Origin of the sequence: Rasiella sp. SM2506 (genome assembly GCF_050859505.1) — a bacterium.
GTDB lineage: Bacteria > Bacteroidota > Bacteroidia > Flavobacteriales > Flavobacteriaceae > Marinirhabdus.
On record NZ_CP193934.1, the window covers coordinates 2,853,157 to 2,875,494 of the forward strand.

Below are 22,338 nucleotides of genomic sequence, written 5' to 3' on the forward strand. Positions count from 1 at the left end.
TGCTCTCAGTTTGTTGAGTATGGAGATTCGTTAACTGGGTAACTGGGTAATTAGTCAAATGTGTAATTTATATTTCAATTAAACTCAAAATCGAGCTCCTTCCCTTAGCATCCTAATATTTTATTGAGTTTACAAAACTTAAAAGCGTTAAGGGAAGGTGGATTTCGGATAGATTTTAAATGGAATTAACATGCTTCAACCCGAAATTCGGAAGGGGTACAATTAGCAAGTAATAGTTGGGTTTCCCGATGTATTCAAGATTATCTTGAGACTGACAATTGTTAACGTTTTGTTAATTTTTAGTACTATGCGTAACATAATACCAAGTAATAGACATATATTTGTATAAGAAATTAATGAACTATGGAAACTACTCTTTCAGAAAATGATAAAAATGTAGCTGCGGTAACGCACTTGTCCACATTTTCAAAATACTTTATACCCTTTGGTAATTTTATCTTTCCGCTCCTATTATGGACGGTAAATAAAGAAAGACCCTTTGTAAATGAACACGGCAGACAGGCGCTCAATTTCCAGTTGAGTATTTTGGTTTATACAATTTTAGTAGGAGTTGCCTGCTTGCCGTTCTTTATCATTTTTGCGACCGACTTTATATCTTTAGTTGATGCAATGGAAAGTCAGTATCGCGAAGTTTCGGTACAAAATATTAAGAATTTTTCTGGATATATCATCCTCTTCGGCATTGTAGCCCTACTGTTATTAGGTCTCTTTGTGTTTGAACTGTACGCCATTATTACGGCTACTACAAAAGCATCTCGAGGAGAACTCTATAAATACCCGTTTACCATCCCATTTTTAAAACCACAACCATTAAAACCTCAGGAACATGAACACATTAATTAGCATTGTAATGGCCATCGTACTCAATTTTTTGGGTGTAGAAGTTCAGGAACGGAAACTAGCGGCCAACGCACAGACAGAAATCACTGAACAAATTAGCGTTACTGAATGCGCTAAAATTTCAGCAGATAAAAAAGATACAAGTATTGCAACATCAATCAGAATCGAACATAAATGTAAACTAAGCAAATGAAGATCGAAAACACAAAAGCGCAAATGCGCAAAGGGGTTTTAGAGTATTGCATCCTATCTATATTACAAGATGGAGAAGCATATACCAGTGACATACTGGATACCCTTAAAGACGCAAAAATGCTTGTGGTAGAAGGCACCATTTATCCGTTACTTACACGGTTAAAAAATGCAGGGCTCCTCGCCTACCGCTGGGAAGAATCTACCAGTGGTCCCCCACGCAAGTATTATGAACTTACAGAAACAGGCACTCTGTTCTTAAACGAATTAACTACCACCTGGGGCGAATTGCAACAGGCCGTAACTATAGTAACCAGCACAACCTCTAAGAAATGAAAAAGACAGTAAACATAAATCTAGCCGGCACGTTCTTTCATATAGATGAGGATGCCTTTGGCAAACTTTCACGCTACCTCGATGCCATAAAGAAGTCGTTGAGCGACCCCCAGGGAAAAGACGAAATTATACGTGATATTGAAGCGCGGATTTCTGAATTATTTTCAGAAAAAATTGAATCCACCTCACAGGTAATTAGTATTAAAGAGCTGGACGAAGTAATCACCGTCATGGGACAACCTGAAGATTATCGTGTAGACGAAGAAATTTTCGAAGACACTCCACCTAGTTACACTAGTAGCAGAAGAGACCGAACCACTACGTCGCACCAGCAATTGTTTCGAGATGTGGACAATAAATTTATTTCTGGAGTTTCTTCAGGATTGTCGCATTACTTGAAAATAGATGCTATTTGGGTACGATTACTTTGGATTTTACTCACCATTCTTACCAGCGGAACATTTATTATTATTTATATCCTATTTTGGATCTTGGTTCCGGCGGCACTCACCACTTCAGAAAAACTGAAAATGAGCGGCGAGGCTGTGACCATATCGAACATTGAAAAAAAATTCAAGGAAGGGTATGATACCGTTGCAGATCGAGTGAAAAATGCAGACTACGACAAATTTGGACAAAAAGTTGGGAATGGTGCCGTAACATTTGTTGAAACACTGGGTAATATCCTCCTTACCATTCTCAAAATATTTGTTAAGTTTTTTGGTATTATTTTAATTTTAATTGGTCTTTCAGTATTAATAAGCCTAATTATTAGCTTATTCACCTTAGGAACTATAGACCTTTGGGGCACTGGAGAAGTGTTGGATTATATTAATCTCGTAGATACTTCTAATAGTCCTATCTGGTTAGTATCATTACTTGCCTTTCTAGCAGTAGGGATTCCGTTTTTTGTGATCTTTATTCTAGGACTTAAATTACTGGTAACTAATTTAAAATCTATTGGTACCAAAGCTAAAATTATTCTTTTAGTTCTTTGGGTAGCATCCTTGGTAGGCCTTGGAATTCTAGGGGTTCGTCAAGCTACGGAAAAAGCCTATAACGGCGAGGTAATTACTGAAGAAAAACTACCAGTCCGTACAGGTGATACCGTTCGTATCGCCATGCGAGCTAATACTCAATATGATGTGTATGTGTCTAAAAATGGCGGCGTAGAGATAAAATATGATGAAAACGATCAAAAAATAATTTACAGTAACGACATTCGGTTAATTGTAAAATCTACGACCGATAGTGTTGCAAAAATTATAATAGACAAGAATGCTGAAGGCAATAGCTTTCTCAATGCAAAAAAGCGTGCCGAAGCTATTGAGTACAATTATGCTTTCGAAAACGAAACCTTATTTCTGGATGGGTATTTTTTAACCAATTTTGAAAATAAATACCGTGACCAGGAGATAGAAATCACGCTTTTTTTACCAGAAGGAAGCATTCTGGTTGCTGAAGATAACACCTACTCCTATCATAGAAACGACTCACGTCACAACGATATCCTGCACAATGGCATGGAAGGTAAATCGCTTTTAATTCTGAAAAACAAAACCCAATGTCTGGACTGTCCGGAAGATCAAATAATGGACGATTCTAACGAAATGGATACCTCAGCTACAGGAGATTGGAAACAAGATGTTGAAAAAGAATTCACAGACGATACGCAAACTGAAATAAAAGTAATAAAAGTTGATAGTGTGAAAACATCTATTCCAGTAAAAGTGACTGATTCTATTTAAATTAAAAACAACCAAAAATTCAAAATCATGAAAACTCTAAAAATAATCTTGCTCACCATAGCAACCGTAACTCTAACCTCTTGTCATTTCGACATGAACTTTGGCCAGACCGATGGCAACGGAAATGTAACCACTGAAACCAGAAACGTCTCCGAAGATTTTACTAAAGTTCGTGGTAGTGCAGGGCTGGATGTATACCTTACAAAAGGAACTACAGCTAGCATTAAAGTAGAAGCAGATGAAAATTTACAAGAAATAATTTCAACCGAAATCACTAATGGAAAGCTTCACGTTACAACAAGTGACCATCATAATATTGGTAGAGCCAAAGCGAAAAAAGTATACATAACCTATGTTTCTTTAGACGAAGTAGCCTCTTCCAGCGGAGCAGATGTTGTTGTAAATGGTATTCTGGAAGCAGAAAATTTAACCTTAGATTCCAGCAGTGGATCAGATCTTGACGTAGAAGTATTTGCAAAAACACTGTATATAGATTGTAGTAGCGGGGCAGATATTAAAGTTTCAGGAAAAGCATCACAACTTACGGCAGATGCCTCTAGCGGCAGCGAAATTAACGCTAAAGACTTATTAGTAATAAACTGCAAAGCCGAAGTTTCCAGCGGAGCAGATATTACGGTAAACGTAAAAGAAAGTCTGGAAGTAGACGCTTCCAGCGGTGGTGATGTAAATTACTATGGAAACCCTACTGCCGTGAAAAATAACAGCGGTAAGTCTGGAAGCGTACGTAAAATGTAACAAAGAAGCTATCGGCTATAATAGCCGGATCCGTCTTGGTTTGTGTATTGAATCGGGACGGATTTTTTTAAAACATCAACTTATGAAATATATACTACAAATTTTAGTCCTACTCATCTCCATAACCTGTTTTGCCCAGGTTGAAAAAACTTCAGAATTATACCTGCAAATGAAGCAGATGGACAGTATTGTTTTTGACGCTGGTTTCAACAACTGCGATTTAATAGGCTTAGAGCTAATACTTTCGGAAGATTTAGAATTTTACCATGATATTGGTGGCATTCAAGATAAAGCAGAATTTATGGAAGCCATAGCAAAAAATATCTGTGGAAATCCTTCAGGAAAACTAACACGGGAGTTAATTAAGGGAAGTTTAGAAGTGTTTCCACTTAAAAATAACACTATCCTTTACGGTGCATATGTAAACGGTGAACACGAGTTTTTTCGGAAGGAAACAGACAAGAAACTACTAAAAACGGGGTATGCAAAATTCAGTTCCTATTACGAGCTACAAAACGATGCCTGGAAGCTGAAGAGAGTGTTTAGCTTTGACCATAAGACAGCAAATTAATTTATAAAATTGATGCTAATACTAAAAAAAGCCGCTAGATAGCGGCTTTTTTATACTATTATTTTAAAAATGGTTTTAATACATTGGTGTATTAATTTCTTCAACGCTATCGATACTTACCAAATAACGTTCTGCGTCCAATGCAGCCATACATCCTGTACCTGCTGCAGTTACAGCCTGACGATACTCTTTATCCTGTACATCGCCACTGGCAAAAACGCCTGGTTTGTTGGTTTTTGTGGATTTTCCTTTGGTAATTAGATACCCGGTATCGTCCATGGTTAATTGTCCTTTAAAAATATCGGTATTTGGTTTGTGACCAATCGCGATAAATAACCCAGTGATTGCTATTTCTTCTTTCTCACCCGTTTCGTTATTTTTCATTCGCAAACCTTCAACTACCATATCTCCTAGCACTTCGTCTACTTCGGTATTATAACGTAGCTCTATATTTTTGGTAGAAGTAACACGATGTTGCATCGCCTTAGAAGCTTTCATATGATCTTTTCGCACTAGCATAGTTACCTTATTGCAAATATTTGCGAGATACGTAGCTTCTTCAGCGGCGGTATCTCCAGCTCCAACAATAGCTACATCCTGCCCTTTATAGAAAAATCCATCACAAACGGCACAGGCAGAAACGCCTCCGCCACGTAACTTTTGTTCGCTAGGTAATCCTAGATATTTTGCAGTTGCCCCAGTTGATATAATAACTGTTTCGGCTTCTATTTGAGTAGCATTATCTACAGTTACTTTATGAATCCCTCCTACTTCGTCGCTAAAGTCTACGGCAGTTACCATTCCAATACGCACTTGGGTTCCAAAACGTTCTGCTTGTTGTTGTAGTTGCACCATCATGGTGGGACCATCAATACCATCCGGATATCCAGGGAAATTATCTACTTCGGTAGTGGTAGTTAACTGGCCGCCAGGTTCCATTCCTGTGTACATAATAGGTTTCAGGTCTGCTCTAGCTGCATAAATAGCGGCGGTATATCCTGCTGGTCCGGAACCAATAATCAAACATTTTATTCTTTCTACTGTATCACTCATAATAGGATTGTCTTTGTAAAATTTTAGAATGTAAAAATAGCAAGAATGTAGAAAACCCTAGTCCAAAAGTTATTAAGAATTATAATGAGCTTATCACCTACGCTTATGAGCGTATTTTCGGGAAGAATCTGCCTGTTTTCTTTATATATGCTGAATATTCCTGGTACCGCTGTAACAACAACTTTTCTTCTAAATTAGATTTAAAATAGAGTACCAAAGCAAGTAAAATGACAATGATAATTTTAAAAAGTGAGAATGAATAGATTCCAAAAGCAAAAAATGAAAGTAAAATACCAGAATAAATAGGATGTCTTATATAGCTATAAACACCTGTAGACACCAAGTTTGAATCTTTCTTTGGCGTTGGATACGGTGTTAGATTGTCACTCATACTTAAAATTCCCCACACTATTATGAGCAAGCCTACAATACAAAATACCAGGGATGGATATATAATCCAATTTGGCAAATTAATTTGCAACCATCCCCAATCCATAAAATAGAATGCGAAAAGTAAAAACTGAATAACTAGAAAAAAAATATCTCTTTTATACACGATAAAATTTAAACATATATCAAAAATAATATTTTGAGCGTATTAAAAACGCACATAACTGTAAGACTTTTACTACAATAAGCTTTTGTAGTATTTAAAATTTTAAAAATGTTATTTTAGGTTTTTCTATAAAATCTAAAATTCGCTTTTAACTATAAATACGAAGCATTACTACCTCAATAATCATGTGTTACTTCAGTAGGGTGCCAAACTATATGAGTATTACTAAATAGAGTGCTTTTTTACTTAAGAATTTCATACTTGGCAATACTTAGCTTGTATTCTTAAACCCTTTAGAATAAGAATATAAAATTCCTTTATTAAAATCGAGCCCTTTGGATAGTCTCAGAAAAATGAAATGTAAAATAGTTCCATCAGATTAGAAACTTTTACTAACAATGTGGTTTTGAAGTTGTAGAGTCAACTATTAATCGTAATATTGCAATAAATTAATAAAAGAATATAATGGGAGTCACAAAAACCGAAATGTTTACCAATCAACAAAATGAAATTGCACGGTTTGCAAAAGTTTTTGGTCATCCTGCAAGAGTATCCATTTTACAATACTTATTTAAAATTGACTCTTGTGTTTGCGGAGATCTAGTAACCGAAATAGGACTGGCTCAACCCACCATATCACAGCATTTAAAAGAACTGAAATATTTAGGATTAATTAAAGGAAACGTAGAAGGAACAAGCGTTTGTTATTGTATAAATAAAGAAAACTGGACCGCTATGAAAGAAATGATGTTGCAGTTTCTAAATCAGGATATTTCAAAAACAGAAGAATGTTGTTAAAAAAAATTGAACTAATTAATCGTATAATCGCACTAAACAAATAAGCTATGAAACTATCAGAAGTAAAAAGCAAATTGAATGAATTAAAAACCATTTCATTCCAGTTACCTAACGGAGAATTGGTGCCGAATCATTTTCATGTTACAGAGGTTGGAAAAATTTCGAAACATTTTATTGATTGTGGTGGAACCGTCCGTAAAGAAGAAGTAGCTAACTTTCAACTTTGGAATGCAAACGACTACGATCACAGGTTGCATCCTGAAAAACTATTAGACATTATATCGCTTTCAGAAAAGATTTTAAGTATTGAAGATTTAGAAATAGAAGTGGAATATCAAGCCGATACGATTGGAAAATTCGGATTGGATTTTGATGGAACACATTTTTTATTGACTAGCAAGCATACAGACTGTTTAGCAAAAGACCAATGTGGTATTCCTGTAGAAAAACCTAAGCTGCAGCTAGCCAATTTAAACAATGAATCTTGTTGTTCACCAGAAGGTAACTGTTGCTAATTAGTATACAACTAAAACTTCAAACTAATGATGACAACGCAACCAACCCTATTTTCAGAAATCATATTACTAATTAAGGAATTAAAACCCGAAACCATTTCAGAAGAGAGAAAAGTTGTTTTACAACCGCTAACTGACTTTATTCAGTCAAAAATTTTAAAAGGTCAAGAAATTCGTATCAACTTTATCTGTACTCATAATTCTCGAAGAAGTCATTTATCCCAAGTTTGGGCACAGACCCTGGCACACTACTTTTCTATTAAAAATGTGTTCTGCTATTCAGGTGGCACAGAAGCTACGGCGCTTTTCCCTATGGTTGCTGAAGTTTTAAAAAATTCTGGTTTTCAGATAACAACCTTATCAAAAAACGAGAACCCCATTTACAGTATTAAATATGCGGAAAACGAGCATCCAATACTAGGATTTTCAAAAAATTTAGCTAATGATTTTAACCCAAAATCTGAATTTGCAGCAATTATGACTTGTTCGCAAGCCGATAGCGATTGTCCTTTTATTGCAGGTGCTGAAAAGCGTATTTCAATTCCTTTTGAAGACCCGAAAGCCTTTGACAACACACCACAACAAGTAGAAAAATATACCGAAAGAAGCCTGCAAATTGCAACTGAATTATGTTACGTTTTCTCTCAAATTAACTTATAAAGATGGCAGCAAAAAAATTAAGCTTTCTAGACAAAAATTTAACGCTCTGGATATTTGTAGCCATGGCTATTGGCGTTGGACTTGGATATTTTATTCCTACGTTTCCAAATATCATCAATTCGTTCAATAGTGGAACAACCAACATCCCCATTGCCATTGGTTTAATTTTAATGATGTATCCACCTTTGGCCAAAGTAAAGTATGCGTTATTGCCCAAAGTTTTTAAAAACACAAAAATCCTTTCCATTTCGTTACTCCTCAATTGGGTAGTAGGTCCCATATTGATGTTTATTTTAGCGATCACATTTTTACGGGAGTACCCCGAATATATGGTTGGGCTTATTTTAATAGGCTTAGCGCGATGTATTGCGATGGTTCTGGTTTGGAACGATCTTGCCGAAGGAAGTAGTGAATATGGCGCAGGTTTGGTAGCGTTAAATAGTATCTTTCAGGTGTTTGCCTATAGTTTTTACGCCTGGCTTTTTATTACTGTGCTTCCACCCTATTTCGGTTTTGAAGGTGCGATTGTAGATATTTCAATAGCAACCATTGCTGAAAGTGTCGCCATCTATTTGGGGATTCCGTTTTTGTTGGGAATACTAAGCAGGCTCATTTTAGTAAAATTAAAAGGTGAAGAATGGTATACTAAAAAATTTATACCAACAATTTCCCCAATAACCTTACTAGCTCTTTTATTTACGATTACCATAATGTTCTCATTAAAGGGAGAGTTAATTGTTAAAATACCAATGGATGTGGTGATGATTGCTGTTCCATTACTCATCTATTTTTCCCTAATGTTTATCATTGGCTTTTTTGTTACCAAAGCTACGGGAGCAGCATACGATAAGACAACAGCCGTTGCATTTACTGCAGCAGGAAATAATTTTGAATTAGCAATTGCGGTTGCTATTGCTGTTTTTGGGCTGAATTCCGGACAAGCATTTGCAGGAGTTATTGGTCCTTTGGTTGAAGTTCCAGCTTTGATTCTATTGGTTCGTGTTTCTTTTTGGCTCCGAAAAAAATATTATACAGATGAAACTACATGATGTTATAATAATAGGCGGTGGACAAGCGGGTTTATCCATTGCTTATTTTTTAAGAAGAAGTAATTTAAGCTACTTGATATTAGAAAAACAGGCGAAAGCTGGAGGTTCCTGGAACCATACTTGGGATAGTTTAAAACTATTTTCACCGTCAAACTACAGTTCCTTATCAGGTTGGCCTATGCCAAAAAGTACTAATGAATATCCCACAAAATCAGAATTTATTAACTATTTATCGGCGTATGAAAAACGCTATGAATTTTTTATACAAAAACAAACGGAAGTACTTAAGGTAGAGAAAGAAAATGGGCTCTTCAAAATCACTACAAATATTGAAATTTTTTACTCCAAAACATTGGTGAGCGCTACAGGCACAGCAAAAAATCCTTTCATTCCAACCTATCCTGAAAGTGCTAAATTTAATGGAGTTCAAATTCATTCCGCCACCTATAAAAATTCAACTGATTTTGAAGGTAAAAAAATTCTTATTGTTGGAGGAGGGAATTCTGGAGCACAGATCTTAGCCGAAGTTTCTAAAGTGGCAACAACTAAATGGGTAACTTTAAAAGAACCGCAATTCTTGCCTGATACTATGGATGGTCGTTATCTATTTAATGAAGCAACACAAAAGTTTTTAGGAAAATCAGAAGAAAAATCGAGTGGCGATTTCAGTATTTCCCTATCCAACATAGTGATGGTTGAAAGTGTAAAGGAAGCGAGAAGTAGAAATATATTAAACGCAGTTCGACCTTTTGAAGAATTTTACGAACACGGTGTTATTTGGAAGGATGGAACGAGAGAAGCATTTGATGCAGTACTGTGGTGTACAGGTTTTCGAGCAAACCTCAAACACTTAGAATCACTAGGTATTATTCAAAATGGAAAAATAACGACCCTACATACACGTTCAGTAAAAGAACCTAGCTTATGGCTTGTTGGCTATGGTAATTGGACAGGATTTGCTTCAGCTACCATTTACGGTGTTGGAAAAACCGCCCGACAAACTGTAAAAGAAATTACTGAGGTACTGTGATCAATTGTGCTGTTTGAGCCCTACTTTGGCCATTAAAATTCCCTTGTACCTAATTTAAATCATGAGAATACTTTTGCTGGCTACTTTGCAATCAATGTAAACTAAGATATAAATCCCAATATTTACGATAAACTACTATAAATAAACAATCCTGATTTTTTGTGTCAAATTTATGAAGGTGATACTTTTTTTAAGGTATCTTAGAGTGTTAAATTTTATATCATAAAATCAAACCTATCTTATATTGTAGTATCAGACCTTCATTTAGGTGAAGCCAATAGTTTGTTTACACCTCGTAATAGAAGCGGTTTTCAAATTATAGAAGCTTTTAGTAAGGCTTTAGCAGACCTTATAAGTCAATTTAATCAGGAAAGCTTACCTAAACTGGTGCTTAATGGAGATATTTTAGGATTATCTTTTAGCGACTATGTCCATAGCTTTGAAATTTTTGAGGCATTCATAGAGGCGTGTACCATTAAAAATATTTTATGCGATACCATAATTTATATTCCAGGCAATCACGACCACCATATATGGAATCTAGCCAAAGAAGGACATTTTTTAAAAGGTTTAGAGAATACAAACTTAAATAAAATTGAAGCACTACACAGTGTTACCCCACCAACATTTACAGATGGTTTTAGTAGTAATTTTCTCGACGCTTTTGCCAAAAGAATAGGGAACGATTCTCTTACTTTTAAAATTTTCTATCCCAACTTTATGGTACCTCCGCCCGAGCAAGGTGGCCCCTATTTATTATTTCATCACGGACATTTTTCTGAAAAAACGTATTATTTTGTTTCAAAATTTCTGCAAACTATTTACCCTGAACTCCCAACCCCTGAAAATTTAGAAGAATTGGAATCACAAAATGGACCTTTTATTGATTTTGCTTTTAGTGAACTTGGTAGAAGTGGTAAAGCGGGTCATTTTTTTGAAAAATTAATGAGTACGTTAAGTAATAAGGAATTATTTGAAATACGCGTTGATGAGATGGCAGAAAATATAGCCAAAAATGTTGATTTCCCTTACCTACCCTCAGATTGGTTAGAGAAACAATTGGCGAAGACACTTTTGCAAAACATCGGAGAAAAAGTTCGTGGAGAGCGTTATAAAGGAAGTGTAACCTGTAGCGACGAAACCATTCAAGGGTTGTTACATTATTTAAACACCTATTGCTCAGAAACGTTGAGTGAAAATGGTTGGTCTGGTGAAGATGTAACCCTTATTTGGGGCCATACCCACAAACCCTTTCAAAAACAAACGACAACAGACCACTTCCCAAAACTTACGCTCTACAACTCCGGGGGATGGGTATTGCCAAGAGCCGTAACGCCTGTAATAGGTGCCTCGATACTTTTTGTTAGTGACTCTAATGAAACGCAGTCACTACGTATTTATAATGATGCTGAAACCGGAGGCAAGATGCATTTTGAGATTATTCAAGAAGATGGCTTTGAGATTACGGAGTTCAGTAAAAAAATAAATGAAGGCATAAGAGATGAAACAGGAGCTCTGCGCAAAGAATGGAAGGATTTAAAATCAAGTATCATTTCCGAAATTAAAGAAAGGCGTAAAGATGTTACATAAAACAGAGGTTTTAATCATTGGTTCTGGATTTGGAGCTTCAGTAGCGGCACTACGTTTTGCTGAGGTAGGTAAAAAGGTCACTATTTTGGAACGTGGGGGTTGGATTACACGTGAAAATTTCGAAGCAGATGATGATATGTTATGGCAACCCAAAAATGGACGCTATGGTATGAACGATTTTAAAATGCGAGGGAAAAATATAATCCCCTGGCTGGGTGCCGGAGTAGGCGGAGGTTCTCACGTATATGCTGCTACGTTAAAACGTAGAGATTTTTTTGATGATTTCCCTGGAAATATTTCAGCAAGTGAAATGACACCCTACTATGAAAGGGCTGAGAAAATGATGCAAGCTGTTACATATCCAGAATATCCACCCTACAGCAACTTGCCGTCTTATTGTATTTTTAGAGAGGCCGAAAAGGAACTCTCCAAAGAACGTCCCGATATTGTTGAGAAGCAAGGCAATATTTTGTTAGGTATTTCTTATGCACCTAAAAACGGAATACCTGGGGCAAAATTTATAAATTCATACGGCGCAGAACAGCGTTACTCAGATCCTAAAGAACAGAAGATTTTGGGTGGAGAGATAGATGTGAAAAACACGCTGGATAAAAACTATTTATTTGAAGCTCAAAAAAAAGGGGCTCAAATTATTCCTTTTAGGGAAGTAACCAAAATAGAACCTTTGGAAGGAGGTGGTTACAATTTACATTGGAACAATCCAAAAGAAGACAGTCGTGAAACAGGAATGATTTCGTGTGATATTTTAATTTGTGGTGCTGGAGCTATAGGAAGTACCCAGCTGTTACTTCAGAATAAAGCAATCCATAAAACATTGCCCAATATTTCTGAAACATTAGGAAATGGTTACTTTACGAATGGTGATTTTGTAACTTTTTTGTTACCAAAAAGAGGCTTTTTAATTTCGTGGATTGGTGTGGTTGGAGCCTTAGCAACGTTTATATTTGGACATTATGTATTTGCTCTTGGTTTTGCTATTTTATATATACTAGGATGGGCTCTTTCTGGAAAAAAAGCAGAACCGGATAAAGGAACCACCAATAGCGATTACATACGGTTTAAGCATAGAGATGGAAGTGCTCAAGGTGTTTATATAGAAGGTGGACGCTATCCTACTCCTATAAAAGCCATAACAGCTATCATTCTGAGTCTAACAGGGAATTTTAAGCCTAAAAGCTATAAAATTATAAGTGATACGGTGAATTGGATGGGCAAGTATATCCCTGTTTTTGAGTTGATTCAACGCTCCTGGCCTATCCCTATTTTAATGATGGGACGGGATGACGCAGAAGGACATTTTTTTTTAGATGATAAAGGGGAAGCTAAAATTAATTATAATTTAAAAGCAAATGATGCCTACTACGCACACTTGAATAAATTGGGAAAATTATTCAGTAAAAAAGCTAAGAGCTTCTATATTCCGAATGGTGTTGCAGCTCTTTTTAAAATTGTAGAAGTACCACATAACATTGGGGGAGCATCTATGGGCGTTTCAAAAGAAAAAGGCGTCGTAGATACGTTCGGAAGGATGTATGGATATGATAATTTTATGGTACTGGATGGTTCTATACTCCCCAAATCCTTAGGCCCCAATCCAGCTCTTACCATTCTCGCCTTTAGCGAAAGGGGTGTAGAACAAGCAATACATCAAATGAATACAGATGGAAAAATAACTGCAGAATCTAAAAACATACATTAACTTAAATATATACCAATGAAAAATTTCACAAAAAGTATAATAGCCGGAATCGTTGCGACCCTAATTATGAGCATCTTTATGATGATAGCAGCAATGATAGGAATGCCCAAAATGAGTCCACCAGAAATGTTATCAGGAATGATGGGAGCTTCTATAGTTGTAGGTTGGATACTGCATTTTGTAATTGGGATTATTTTTGCCTTAATGTATGTCTATATAATTTCTAGTTGGTTAATAAAAATTGGGAATATTGTTTTAAAGGGTGTGGTCTTCGGTATTATTGCTTTTGTTATCGCTCAGGTGTCTATGGCGCTTATGGGTATGGTGATGGATGTACCACAGCCTGATGGTAATATAATTCTATTAGCTATTGGTAGTCTTGTAGGGCATATTGTTTTTGGTATTATAGTCGCTCTTATCGCTAAAAAGTAAAATCAATAATTGGTAAGTGCTTTCAAGGTATAAGCGTATTCAAGGATAGGATAACTAGTAGAGAAATATCTTTCTGGATGGTATAGAAAATGGTACTTCAAACGACAAAAATCCCAAAAAACACTTGAGTACTTCATTTTTGACTTAGAAGTTTGTTAAAATTGGTGTAAAACCTACTCTTGCAAAGCACAGGTCTAGTATCTTGTAAGAATAAACTTTTAAAATAAATATAATGTCTAAACCAAATTTCAGTACCCTCAAGGTTATCTATATTAACTGCACCCTTAAAAAATCTCCCGAAACTAGCCATACTTCTACCTTAATGCAAGTTTCACAAAATATTTTAAAGAAAGAAGGTGTTTCGTTTGAAGAAATCAGATTTATAGATTTAGACATTGCTACTGGAATTTACCCGGATATGACCGAGCACGGTGCAGATACCGATGAATGGCCATCCCTATACAAAAAAATAATGGATGCTGATATTACAATTGTTGGCACCCCTATCTGGTTAGGTGAAAAATCTTCAGAAGCTCAAAAACTTATCGAACGTCTGTATGCAATGAGCAGTATGACGAATGATAAAGGGCAATACATTTTCTATGGTAAAGTGGGAGGCTGTCTTATTACAGGAAATGAAGATGGTATAAAACATTGTGCCATGGGCATTTTATATGCGTTGCAACACGTAGGATACTCTATTCCTCCGCAAGCAGATTGTGGTTGGATTGGTAAAGTTGGCCCAGGTCCAAGTTATGGCGATAAAGAATTCAGAGGAAAGAAGTTTGACACACCTAAAGGATTTGATTCAGATTTTACAAATAGAAACACAACCTTTATGACCTACAATCTCTTACATCTTGCAAAAGCTTTGAAGGACATAGGTGGTTATTCTAACTATGGAAATTCAAGGGAGGACTGGGACGATGGAACACACTGGGCATTTGAAAACCCAGAGTACAGATAGTGAATATCTTTCTATTGTATCCAATAGCATTTAACACTTTTAACCAATCCCTCTAAATATGTTACTCGATCTTACATTTTTAACTCCAGCAGCTTTATTGGCACTACGCATTATAGTAGCCATAGTTTTCTTTTCTAGTGGAAAATCACACGTAACAAAACCAAAGGAACGTGGAGAAAGTCTAGGAATGTCGCCATCACTAACTGTCGTAATTGGTGCGTTGGAAATCATCGCAGCGCTTATGATAGCGTTCGGTATTTTTTCTCAAATCGGGGCGCTCCTTATTATTTTCACAATGCTAGGTGCCATAAAAATGAAACTAATTGATTGGAATACTGGTTTTTATGCTGAAAAAGGCTACGGTTGGCACTATGATGTTATTTTCTTAGCGGCGGCACTAGTAATCCTTGCTACTAATGGTGGCGCTTATATTATAATTTAAAACATATGAATGTATCTGAACAATTGCTTCAAATCTTAGTAGATGTTGGAGTTAAAAATATATACGGTGTCACGGGAGATGCGCTCAATTTTTTTGTTAGCGCCATTGAGGCTCGAGACGATGTAAATTGGATAGGCTGTAAGCACGAAGGGAATGCCTCTTTTATGGCTTTTGGAGAGAGTGAAACAACTGGCAATCTGGCGGTGTGTGCAGGAACAGTAGGACCCGGAGCTCTCCACCTTATCAATGGTTTATATAATGCAAAAAAAGAGAGAACACCTGTGATTGCTATTACGGGCCAAATACCTAGAGAATTGCAGGGAACAAACTATTTTCAAGAAGTAGATTTGAAAAAAGTTTTTGACGAGATTTGTGACTATCAAGCTATTATTCGAACTCCTGAAGAAGCACCATCTGTAATACAACGGGCAATTAAAATAGCAATTAATAATCGAACCGTGTGTCGTATTGAGGTTGCAGCAGATGTTGCTGAAATGAAAGCCGAACGTCAAGAATACGTTCATCCTATAAAGCGTTCCTTAGCGACTTTGGTACCTCACATTTCTGAAGTTCAAGAAGCGGCAAATGCCATAAACAGTGCAACCAAAATAGGTATTCTCGCCGGTCATGGATGTAGAGAAGCCCGTGAAGAGGTGTTAAACCTTTCGCGTAAAATAAAAGCCCCCATAACCCATACAACTAAAGCAGCAGATATTTTTGATCACGATACAGAAAATGTAGTGGGACTTACAGGTTTAATAGGAAATCCATCAGGGTATAATGCTGTTATGAAATGTGATCTTCTCATAATGCTCGCTACAGATTTTCCCTATACGGAATTCTTGCCGCACGACACAAAAACGATACAGGTAGATATAAGGGCAGAGAATATTGGAAACAGAACCAGCGTTGCAATTGGTATACACAGCGATATAAAAGCATTTGCAGACTTAATACTACCGCTGGTCAATGAAAAAACCAATACCGATTTTCTAGACAAATTGAAGAAGAGTTTTGTTAACTACAAAGAAGACAAAAAAGAAGAAGCATCACCAGAACGCGACTACGAACCCCTGCATCCTCAAATTTTTGCGGATAAAATTAATGTGCACGCATCCAACGACGCCATTTTTACCATTGAGACTGGTACTTCTGCCATCTGGGCAATGAACCATATTTCTTTCCATTCTGGGAGGAGGGTTTTAGGATCATTCAATCACGGCAGTATGGCTGTTGGGCTTCCTTCTGCTATGGGTGCGCAGATGGCACACCCAGACCGCGAAGTGTGGGCTATTTCGGGTGACGGTGCGTTTAATATGTGTATGCAGGATTTTATTACAGCAGTCAAGTATAAGCTCCCAGTTAAAATCTTAGTTCTTAATAATTCACAATTGAGTTTTGTAAAGCTCGAAATGGAACAGGTGGGCCTCACGCCTACCTTAGATGCGCTTCAGCAAGAAAATATAAACTTTGCAGATTATGCCCGGCTTTGTGGCGGCGAAGGAATACGTGTGGAGCACGCAAAAGATATTGAGAATGCCATCATCCAGGCTAAAAGAAGTACGAAGCCTTTTATTATAGATGCAGTAGTTAATAGCGGAGAACTGGCACTTCCGCCGCATATTGGTTTTAAAGAAGCGATTGGTTTTGGCACTTCAAAAGTAAAAGAAGTCGCGCAAATTATTTCTGGAGATAAAGGCCAATGGGATAATTTGAAAAAAGAACTCAAAGGATGGTTTGATTAATTAAATTGAATTTTACAAACCAGTACCTTTAAATCCTATACATATGAAAAACCAATTTCTTGATATCGGCAAGGTTGCCGATGAAATGTTTAAGGAAACAAAAAATAATATTGAGCAATTATCAATTTTCAGGATCTTTGTACTTTCGGTATTGGCAGGTGCATTTATTACATTTGGAGCACTCTTTTCAATTCTGATTTCGGCTGGAGTGGAAACGCTGGGAACGAAACTATTGTTACAGGGTTTTGGATTTTCAGTTGGTTTTTTTATGGTGATTATGACTGGTGCATTACTGTTTTCTGAAACAAATGTGGTACTGCCTACCTCCATTCTTAATTGTACAACGAAACAACTCATTGGGAACGTACTCAAATTTTGGAGCATAACCATAGTGGGTAACGTAGTGGGTGCCCTTTTAACTGGATGGCTCATAAATTTCGCCCACGAATATCCGCAAGAGGTGCAAGCAGAACTTTTCCATATCATCGAAAAGAAAATGCATTACGCGGAGGTGCGAACTAGTGCAAGTTGGTTACAAGCTGTTATTTCCGGAATGTTTGGAAATATGCTGGTAGGTGTAGCTGCGGTTATGGCATTAATGGGGAAGACCATTGTTGGAAAGTATGTGCCTATATTTTTGGCTGTTTCTTTATTTGTTGCCGCAAATTTTCAACATAGCCCTGCAAATATGGGTTATTTTTCAATCGCTATTCCAATGGGTCACGCTACCCCTTGGGCAGATGCAATTTTATGGAACATCCTGCCCGCTGCTCTTGGAAATATCATAGGCGGAACTTTGCTAATAGCCCTCCCCTTGTATTATATTTTTGCCGATAGAAAATCTCTAAAAGACGAATAGAATTGCAAATCGAGATAAAAGATATAACTAATTTTATTGATCCTTTATAATTTAGCTTTAGAAAGAGCTTCTTTGAATTCTTCAGTTGTAAATATATGGCTGGTGATCATTCTTAAATTCATTAGAGCTGCTTGAAATGTATCTAAGCCAGGTAACTTTGCACTACCACTAGCATCGGCAATTACTGCAATTTCAAAACCTTCTTCTAGTAGTTGGCGGGTGTGTGATTCTAAACATAGGTTTGTAGACATCCCAGCCATAAGCACCTTTTGAATTTTATATTTTCTTAATTGTAGGCTAAGATCGTTATTTTGTGGCCCATATAATTTATGAGGGTTGCATAAAATAATATTGTCTTTTTCTAAGTATTGTTTGAATTCATCTAAAAAATCTGCACCAGAATTTTCAAAACCTTCCATATCCAGCATTCCTTTTCTCTTATACATTTCTTTAGAATGCATGAACTTTTCCAAAGCCCCACCAAATTTCCAGCCTTTATCTGTTGGGAAAAAATAATGTGGAGAAATAAAGACTTTTATGCCATTTTCTTGTGCGAGCTTAAAAACCTCGCTCATATTTTCTATGGTATTATTTTCCTTTACGCTCTCTTTTACAATCGGCCATGCAACCCCATCAGATCTCAGGAAATCATTCTGAGGATCCGTGATTACAATCGCGGTATTTTTGTCAATTTCAAATCCCGGATCTGGAATTCCTGCTTCTTTCGCTGCTTTGATAACTTCCCATTCAGTACTTTTCATAATTTTAAATTTTAATAGTTAATAGTTCACCTTTACTCGAGGTGATGCTAAATGTTGTTGGGAAGTTATATCAGGAATTTGTTTTTAAATCTATGTTTAACATAAGTTAACGAAATAATTAACTGATTTCAAAGAGGAGTTAACATACCTATTAAATTAGTATGAATATTAACTATAGAAAGACAGCTATCTATAGTGCTTATATTGACCATCATAGATGGATCGATGATATGGGTTTGGAAGCTAGAGCCGCATCTCAATGCACATGCAAAATGAACGCTTATTGCGTTCTCATGGTTTGTTATCATACAACTACAAAAGCCTCACTTTCAATAGGATTTAAACTTTTAAATTAAAAATACGCAAACAAATGGAACTGCTTTGGACATACATTGATTTCCACCCCAAGGATGGGGGCAAAAAAAAGACCACTATTAGTAGTGATCTCTTGAAGTCGGGAGGATATGAGTTATTTAAATACTATTAAATAATATAATTCATTATTCCTCAGTTTTCAACGTCTTTATATCTGTAATCAATTGTGCTATGGAAGCTCTATTTAAGCCATTGTAAATGCCTCGTATATGTTTGTTTTTATCAATGAGAAGGAAGTTTTCAGTATGTAGAAAATCGTCTAGTTCTTTTGGTTCACCCAAATCATTTTCAACAAAATATTGGTCTCTACCTAAACTGTAAATCTCTATTTTGTCCCCAGTAACCAAATGCCATTTGTTAGCTATTACATCATTATTTTTGGCATATTCTTTTAGAACAGGCACTGAATCTGTTGTGGGCATTACTGAATGTGAAAGCAGTAGTATTTCAGGATCAGTTTTAAACTCCTCCTGCAGTTTAAACATATTATCTGCCATTTGCGGACAAATACCCGGGCACACTGTAAAAAAGAAATTAGTCACATATATCTTATCCTCGAAAGTATTTTGAGTGATAGTGTCCCCTAATTGATTCAACAACTTAAAATCTGGGATCTTATGAAAACTTTGTTCTTCCGAAGTACCTGGTGTTACCCATTTGGGAGTAAACGACTCCTCATTGTAATATGGTAAATGGTCGGTTCTACTGGTTTCTACTACCTGTGTGTTTTCCTTCTTCACCTCGTTTTTACAACTTATATAAATGACACATATAAGTGAAAATATCAATACTCCTTTAATTTCTAATAATAGTTTCATCTTCTAATTTATAACACGAATTTGCTTTTCGCATACCAAAAATACGTCCATTTTTAGCTTCGTAATTAACATATAATTTTCCATTTTCTAACCAGGCTTGCTGTAATCCACGCTCGTTGCCGTCCACCAATTGGCGTTTCTTCGCCAGTTGTCCAGATGCATACCACTCCCGCTCTATTCCCTGCTTTATACCATCTACATAATTAGATTGTGCAGCAAGCACTCCGTTTTCCCACCAACTTTTATAGTCACTATGCAACCTGTTATTTTTATAATGGGATTCTATTCTAAGAACCCCATTTTCTGACCATTTTTTTGCAATACCTTCTCTCTTTCCCAGGTGATACCCTATTCTTTCCGCCAAGGTATCATTAGGATAGTATCGTAAAGAATATCCTGAATAGAGCTGGTCTTTATAATACCACCTACCTTCCAACTGATTAAGAACCAAATCTTCCTTTAGTATCTCAGTAGTATTTATTACAAGTATCTTTTCCTCAAGGATAGCAAGATCATTTTCCTTGTTGTTCAATGAAATATCACTGCAACTGATACATAAGACGATGGTTACAAGTAGTATAAGAAGTGATTTCATAGCTAGTTTAATATCCTTGATACGGCCCTGTGAAAGCTATATATGATCCTGTGTTTGAATACAATTCATTAATTATATGATAATGATATTCTTCTTCACCTACAGTATATTGCGTGGTCGTTGTGTGTCCTCCTGATGCGTCTAGATCTGTTGGATACGTTCCGGTAGCATTACATTTTCTACCATAGAGAAATACACCGTCCAATAAAATCCCGACTAAGTTTTCATCATCATTTGTAAACGCTTTAGGCTCTAGGTGATAATGATATACTCCCGGGCCTATGTGTGCTCCTGTCCAGTCTAAGCTGGCAGCAGCTTGATCTAATGGACCACCGCCTTCCTGATCGTTAAATATTGAGGACCCACTTACGGCAATACCAATGGTGCCTAATTGTGTAGCGACCGTACTTCCGGTTAAATTAGGTGTTGCATCTACCGTTATAGTCGTCGCATTATTATTACTCGAAATAATAGAAGGTGTTAATTCAACATCCGGCTCGTCTCTATATAGCGGATTTCCGTCTCCCCAATAAACAGTCTCGTGATTTGGTAATCCTGTGGTTTCTATGACCACATTTGAGCCATCTAAATAAATAGTGGTAGCTTCAGTATTAAATGCAGCGAAAGCGGCGTGTAATTCTGTTGCAGCGGGTTCTTCATCGGTTATAGTGTCATCATCATCGCTAGAACAAGCAACGAATACGAAAGAGGACATTAAAAAAATAAATGTCAACGTTTTGAATCTAAATTTTGTTTGTTTTTTCATAATTAGGCATTTTAAAATTATAGTAAAATTTATTTTATGGATTAAAATTAGTGCATTTGAATACAGTAAAATTTGGTAATCAACCAACCAGGGACTACTTTCTGTGAATGATGGTTTTTCTTCAGTAAACATAAAAAAGGCTTCGCAATCGCTCACGAAGCCTCTGACTAACAAACCAAATAATTCTAATTAACATGCTTTTTAGTGGTCATGTTGCGGTCGCTCTCCGCCGGGTAGTCTCTCGCCAGGCGGTGGACCGTGCCGTTCTTCTTCAAATTCGCCCATCAAACAGCGAGGTATATAGGGATAGGTATCTGTGACCAGATAGGCATATGTTCCGTCTATGATTGTACCGTTACATTCATCGAGATTACCCAGTCCTTCCACATATTCCCAATCTGAAACAAAAGTGCCATCTGGATCACTGTTTTGAATTGGAACATCCAGGTGAGTCCCCGGTCTGTCATAAGCGCAGTTTTCACCCTCACGATTCTCATCATAAAGCCGAAAACTAGGAGTATAAACCCCGCTTTTAGAATAGTACATGGCAAATCCATCTTTAGCAAACCCTACGTGCACCAAATCTTCACCCGTATCAAACGCTTCTATCATCGAAGTAGGTGTACCGTGGTAGTGGTAAGCACCCGTAGGCTGCACATGTGCATTATTGAAATCCAGACCCATATCTATCAAGTCTTGTTTAGCCTCCACACGATAGTTCTCTCCGCTTTCGCATAGTACCACCTCTGCAGTCTGCGGTTCAAATTTAATTCCATTTAGGGCTACACCTGGTTCTCGTACCCATAGTGCTTCCCCACTATATGTAGGGTTTACAGGTAGTGCGTACGTTACATTTTGTGGTTGTATGGTGTTGGGGTTTCCGTCATTAGGGAATGTCCCTGTTTTATGGTTTGGTAACGCATTGGTTTCCATCGTGCGAGTAGTGCCTTTTACAGTCACAACTGTTTTGGTGCCGTACAGAGCATCTTCCAGTGTGTATGAATCAAAATAATCCTGTTGCTCGTGGGTATGGCTGTTCGCATCGTGACTGTGCAAAGCTGTTGTATTCTGATTTTTACATCCTGTAAGAATAGTAGCAAGGATGATTATGCCTGTATACTTTAGATTTTTTATTCCTTTCAT

At 36.7% G+C, this 22,338-nt stretch carries 25 protein-coding genes; 18 read left to right on the top strand and 7 right to left on the bottom strand.

Going from position 1 to position 22,338, the window contains the following annotated elements:
• Window positions 1-363 precede the first annotated feature (363 nt).
• From ACQ2HF_RS12850 to ACQ2HF_RS12875, 6 genes are all read left to right on the top strand, one after another.
• On the top strand, window positions 364-864 hold the full coding sequence (locus ACQ2HF_RS12850; protein ID WP_432410819.1) for a DUF4870 domain-containing protein: 501 nt from the start codon (window positions 364-366) through the stop codon (window positions 862-864).
• A complete protein-coding gene (locus tag ACQ2HF_RS12855) occupies window positions 848-1,054 on the top strand; it encodes a hypothetical protein (RefSeq protein WP_432410820.1) in 207 nt (68 codons plus the stop codon). Before ACQ2HF_RS12850 ends, ACQ2HF_RS12855 begins: the two co-directional genes overlap by 17 nt.
• Complete coding sequence (locus ACQ2HF_RS12860) at window positions 1,051-1,389, top strand: PadR family transcriptional regulator (protein WP_432410821.1); 339 nt, start codon at window positions 1,051-1,053, stop codon at window positions 1,387-1,389. The genes ACQ2HF_RS12855 and ACQ2HF_RS12860 overlap by 4 nt, the downstream gene beginning before the upstream one ends.
• A complete protein-coding gene (locus ACQ2HF_RS12865; RefSeq protein WP_432410822.1) occupies window positions 1,386-3,137 on the top strand; it encodes a PspC domain-containing protein in 1,752 nt (583 codons plus the stop codon). The genes ACQ2HF_RS12860 and ACQ2HF_RS12865 overlap by 4 nt, the downstream gene beginning before the upstream one ends.
• Before the next feature lie 27 nt (window positions 3,138-3,164).
• On the top strand, window positions 3,165-3,893 hold the full coding sequence (locus ACQ2HF_RS12870; RefSeq protein ID WP_432410823.1) for a head GIN domain-containing protein: 729 nt from the start codon (window positions 3,165-3,167) through the stop codon (window positions 3,891-3,893).
• An 82-nt stretch (window positions 3,894-3,975) separates the two neighbouring features.
• Window positions 3,976-4,464 carry a nuclear transport factor 2 family protein gene (locus ACQ2HF_RS12875; RefSeq protein WP_432410824.1) on the top strand — a complete coding sequence of 163 codons (489 nt, stop codon included), beginning with the start codon at window positions 3,976-3,978 and terminating at the stop codon, window positions 4,462-4,464.
• Window positions 4,465-4,539: 75 nt separating this feature from the next.
• Here the strand turns inward: ACQ2HF_RS12875 and trxB are convergent, their stop codons facing one another.
• Both trxB and ACQ2HF_RS12885 read right to left on the bottom strand, forming a co-directional pair.
• The gene (gene trxB / locus ACQ2HF_RS12880) at window positions 4,540-5,517 is read right to left on the bottom strand and encodes a thioredoxin-disulfide reductase (RefSeq protein WP_432410825.1); all 978 of its coding nucleotides are present in this window, start codon (window positions 5,515-5,517) and stop codon (window positions 4,540-4,542) included.
• Between the two features lie 103 nt (window positions 5,518-5,620).
• Window positions 5,621-6,013, bottom strand: a complete 393-nt coding sequence (locus tag ACQ2HF_RS12885; protein WP_432410826.1) for a methyltransferase family protein — start codon at window positions 6,011-6,013, stop codon at window positions 5,621-5,623.
• A 525-nt stretch (window positions 6,014-6,538) separates the two neighbouring features.
• Between ACQ2HF_RS12885 and ACQ2HF_RS12890 the strand changes: the two genes are divergently transcribed.
• The 12 genes from ACQ2HF_RS12890 to ACQ2HF_RS12945 all read left to right on the top strand — a co-directional run bounded on the left by ACQ2HF_RS12890 (window position 6,539) and on the right by ACQ2HF_RS12945 (window position 17,880).
• Window positions 6,539-6,871 carry an ArsR/SmtB family transcription factor gene (locus ACQ2HF_RS12890; RefSeq protein WP_432410827.1) on the top strand — a complete coding sequence of 111 codons (333 nt, stop codon included), beginning with the start codon at window positions 6,539-6,541 and terminating at the stop codon, window positions 6,869-6,871.
• A 47-nt stretch (window positions 6,872-6,918) separates the two neighbouring features.
• Window positions 6,919-7,386, top strand: a complete 468-nt coding sequence (locus tag ACQ2HF_RS12895) for a DUF6428 family protein (protein ID WP_432410828.1) — start codon at window positions 6,919-6,921, stop codon at window positions 7,384-7,386.
• 27 nt (window positions 7,387-7,413) lie between these two features.
• A complete protein-coding gene (locus ACQ2HF_RS12900; RefSeq protein ID WP_432410829.1) occupies window positions 7,414-8,046 on the top strand; it encodes a low molecular weight phosphatase family protein in 633 nt (210 codons plus the stop codon).
• Between the two features lie 2 nt (window positions 8,047-8,048).
• Window positions 8,049-9,095, top strand: a complete 1,047-nt coding sequence (arsB, locus tag ACQ2HF_RS12905; protein WP_432410830.1) for an ACR3 family arsenite efflux transporter — start codon at window positions 8,049-8,051, stop codon at window positions 9,093-9,095.
• Entirely contained in the window at window positions 9,082-10,125 is a 1,044-nt protein-coding gene (locus ACQ2HF_RS12910) for an ArsO family NAD(P)H-dependent flavin-containing monooxygenase (RefSeq protein ID WP_432410831.1), read from the top strand. Before arsB ends, ACQ2HF_RS12910 begins: the two co-directional genes overlap by 14 nt.
• Before the next feature lie 243 nt (window positions 10,126-10,368).
• Window positions 10,369-11,715: a metallophosphoesterase gene (locus tag ACQ2HF_RS12915; protein ID WP_432413097.1), complete on the top strand. Its 1,347-nt coding sequence runs from the start codon at window positions 10,369-10,371 to the stop codon at window positions 11,713-11,715.
• The gene (locus ACQ2HF_RS12920) at window positions 11,705-13,435 is read left to right on the top strand and encodes a GMC oxidoreductase (RefSeq protein WP_432410832.1); all 1,731 of its coding nucleotides are present in this window, start codon (window positions 11,705-11,707) and stop codon (window positions 13,433-13,435) included. Before ACQ2HF_RS12915 ends, ACQ2HF_RS12920 begins: the two co-directional genes overlap by 11 nt.
• A 15-nt stretch (window positions 13,436-13,450) precedes the next feature.
• Window positions 13,451-13,867: a DUF6789 family protein gene (locus ACQ2HF_RS12925; RefSeq protein ID WP_432410833.1), complete on the top strand. Its 417-nt coding sequence runs from the start codon at window positions 13,451-13,453 to the stop codon at window positions 13,865-13,867.
• Between the two features lie 232 nt (window positions 13,868-14,099).
• A complete protein-coding gene (locus tag ACQ2HF_RS12930; protein ID WP_432410834.1) occupies window positions 14,100-14,834 on the top strand; it encodes a flavodoxin family protein in 735 nt (244 codons plus the stop codon).
• Window positions 14,835-14,892: 58 nt separating this feature from the next.
• Window positions 14,893-15,276, top strand: coding sequence for a DoxX family protein (locus ACQ2HF_RS12935; RefSeq protein WP_432410835.1), 384 nt, complete (start codon window positions 14,893-14,895; stop codon window positions 15,274-15,276).
• Window positions 15,277-15,281: 5 nt separating this feature from the next.
• Entirely contained in the window at window positions 15,282-17,021 is a 1,740-nt protein-coding gene (locus ACQ2HF_RS12940) for a thiamine pyrophosphate-dependent enzyme (protein ID WP_432410836.1), read from the top strand.
• Window positions 17,022-17,064: 43 nt separating this feature from the next.
• A complete protein-coding gene (locus ACQ2HF_RS12945; protein WP_432410837.1) occupies window positions 17,065-17,880 on the top strand; it encodes a formate/nitrite transporter family protein in 816 nt (271 codons plus the stop codon).
• Window positions 17,881-17,924: 44 nt separating this feature from the next.
• Here the strand turns inward: ACQ2HF_RS12945 and ACQ2HF_RS12950 are convergent, their stop codons facing one another.
• From ACQ2HF_RS12950 to ACQ2HF_RS12970, 5 genes are all read right to left on the bottom strand, one after another.
• Window positions 17,925-18,641 (bottom strand): cysteine hydrolase, encoded by a 717-nt coding sequence (locus tag ACQ2HF_RS12950; RefSeq protein ID WP_432410838.1) that lies wholly within the window; start codon window positions 18,639-18,641, stop codon window positions 17,925-17,927.
• 500 nt (window positions 18,642-19,141) lie between these two features.
• Complete coding sequence (locus ACQ2HF_RS12955; RefSeq protein WP_432410839.1) at window positions 19,142-19,834, bottom strand: SCO family protein; 693 nt, start codon at window positions 19,832-19,834, stop codon at window positions 19,142-19,144.
• Window positions 19,812-20,429 (bottom strand): toxin-antitoxin system YwqK family antitoxin, encoded by a 618-nt coding sequence (locus ACQ2HF_RS12960; protein WP_432410840.1) that lies wholly within the window; start codon window positions 20,427-20,429, stop codon window positions 19,812-19,814. The genes ACQ2HF_RS12955 and ACQ2HF_RS12960 overlap by 23 nt, the downstream gene beginning before the upstream one ends.
• A gap of 7 nt (window positions 20,430-20,436) precedes the next feature.
• Complete coding sequence (locus ACQ2HF_RS12965) at window positions 20,437-21,144, bottom strand: YHYH protein (RefSeq protein WP_432413098.1); 708 nt, start codon at window positions 21,142-21,144, stop codon at window positions 20,437-20,439.
• A gap of 252 nt (window positions 21,145-21,396) precedes the next feature.
• Window positions 21,397-22,338, bottom strand: a complete 942-nt coding sequence (locus ACQ2HF_RS12970) for a YHYH protein (protein ID WP_432410841.1) — start codon at window positions 22,336-22,338, stop codon at window positions 21,397-21,399.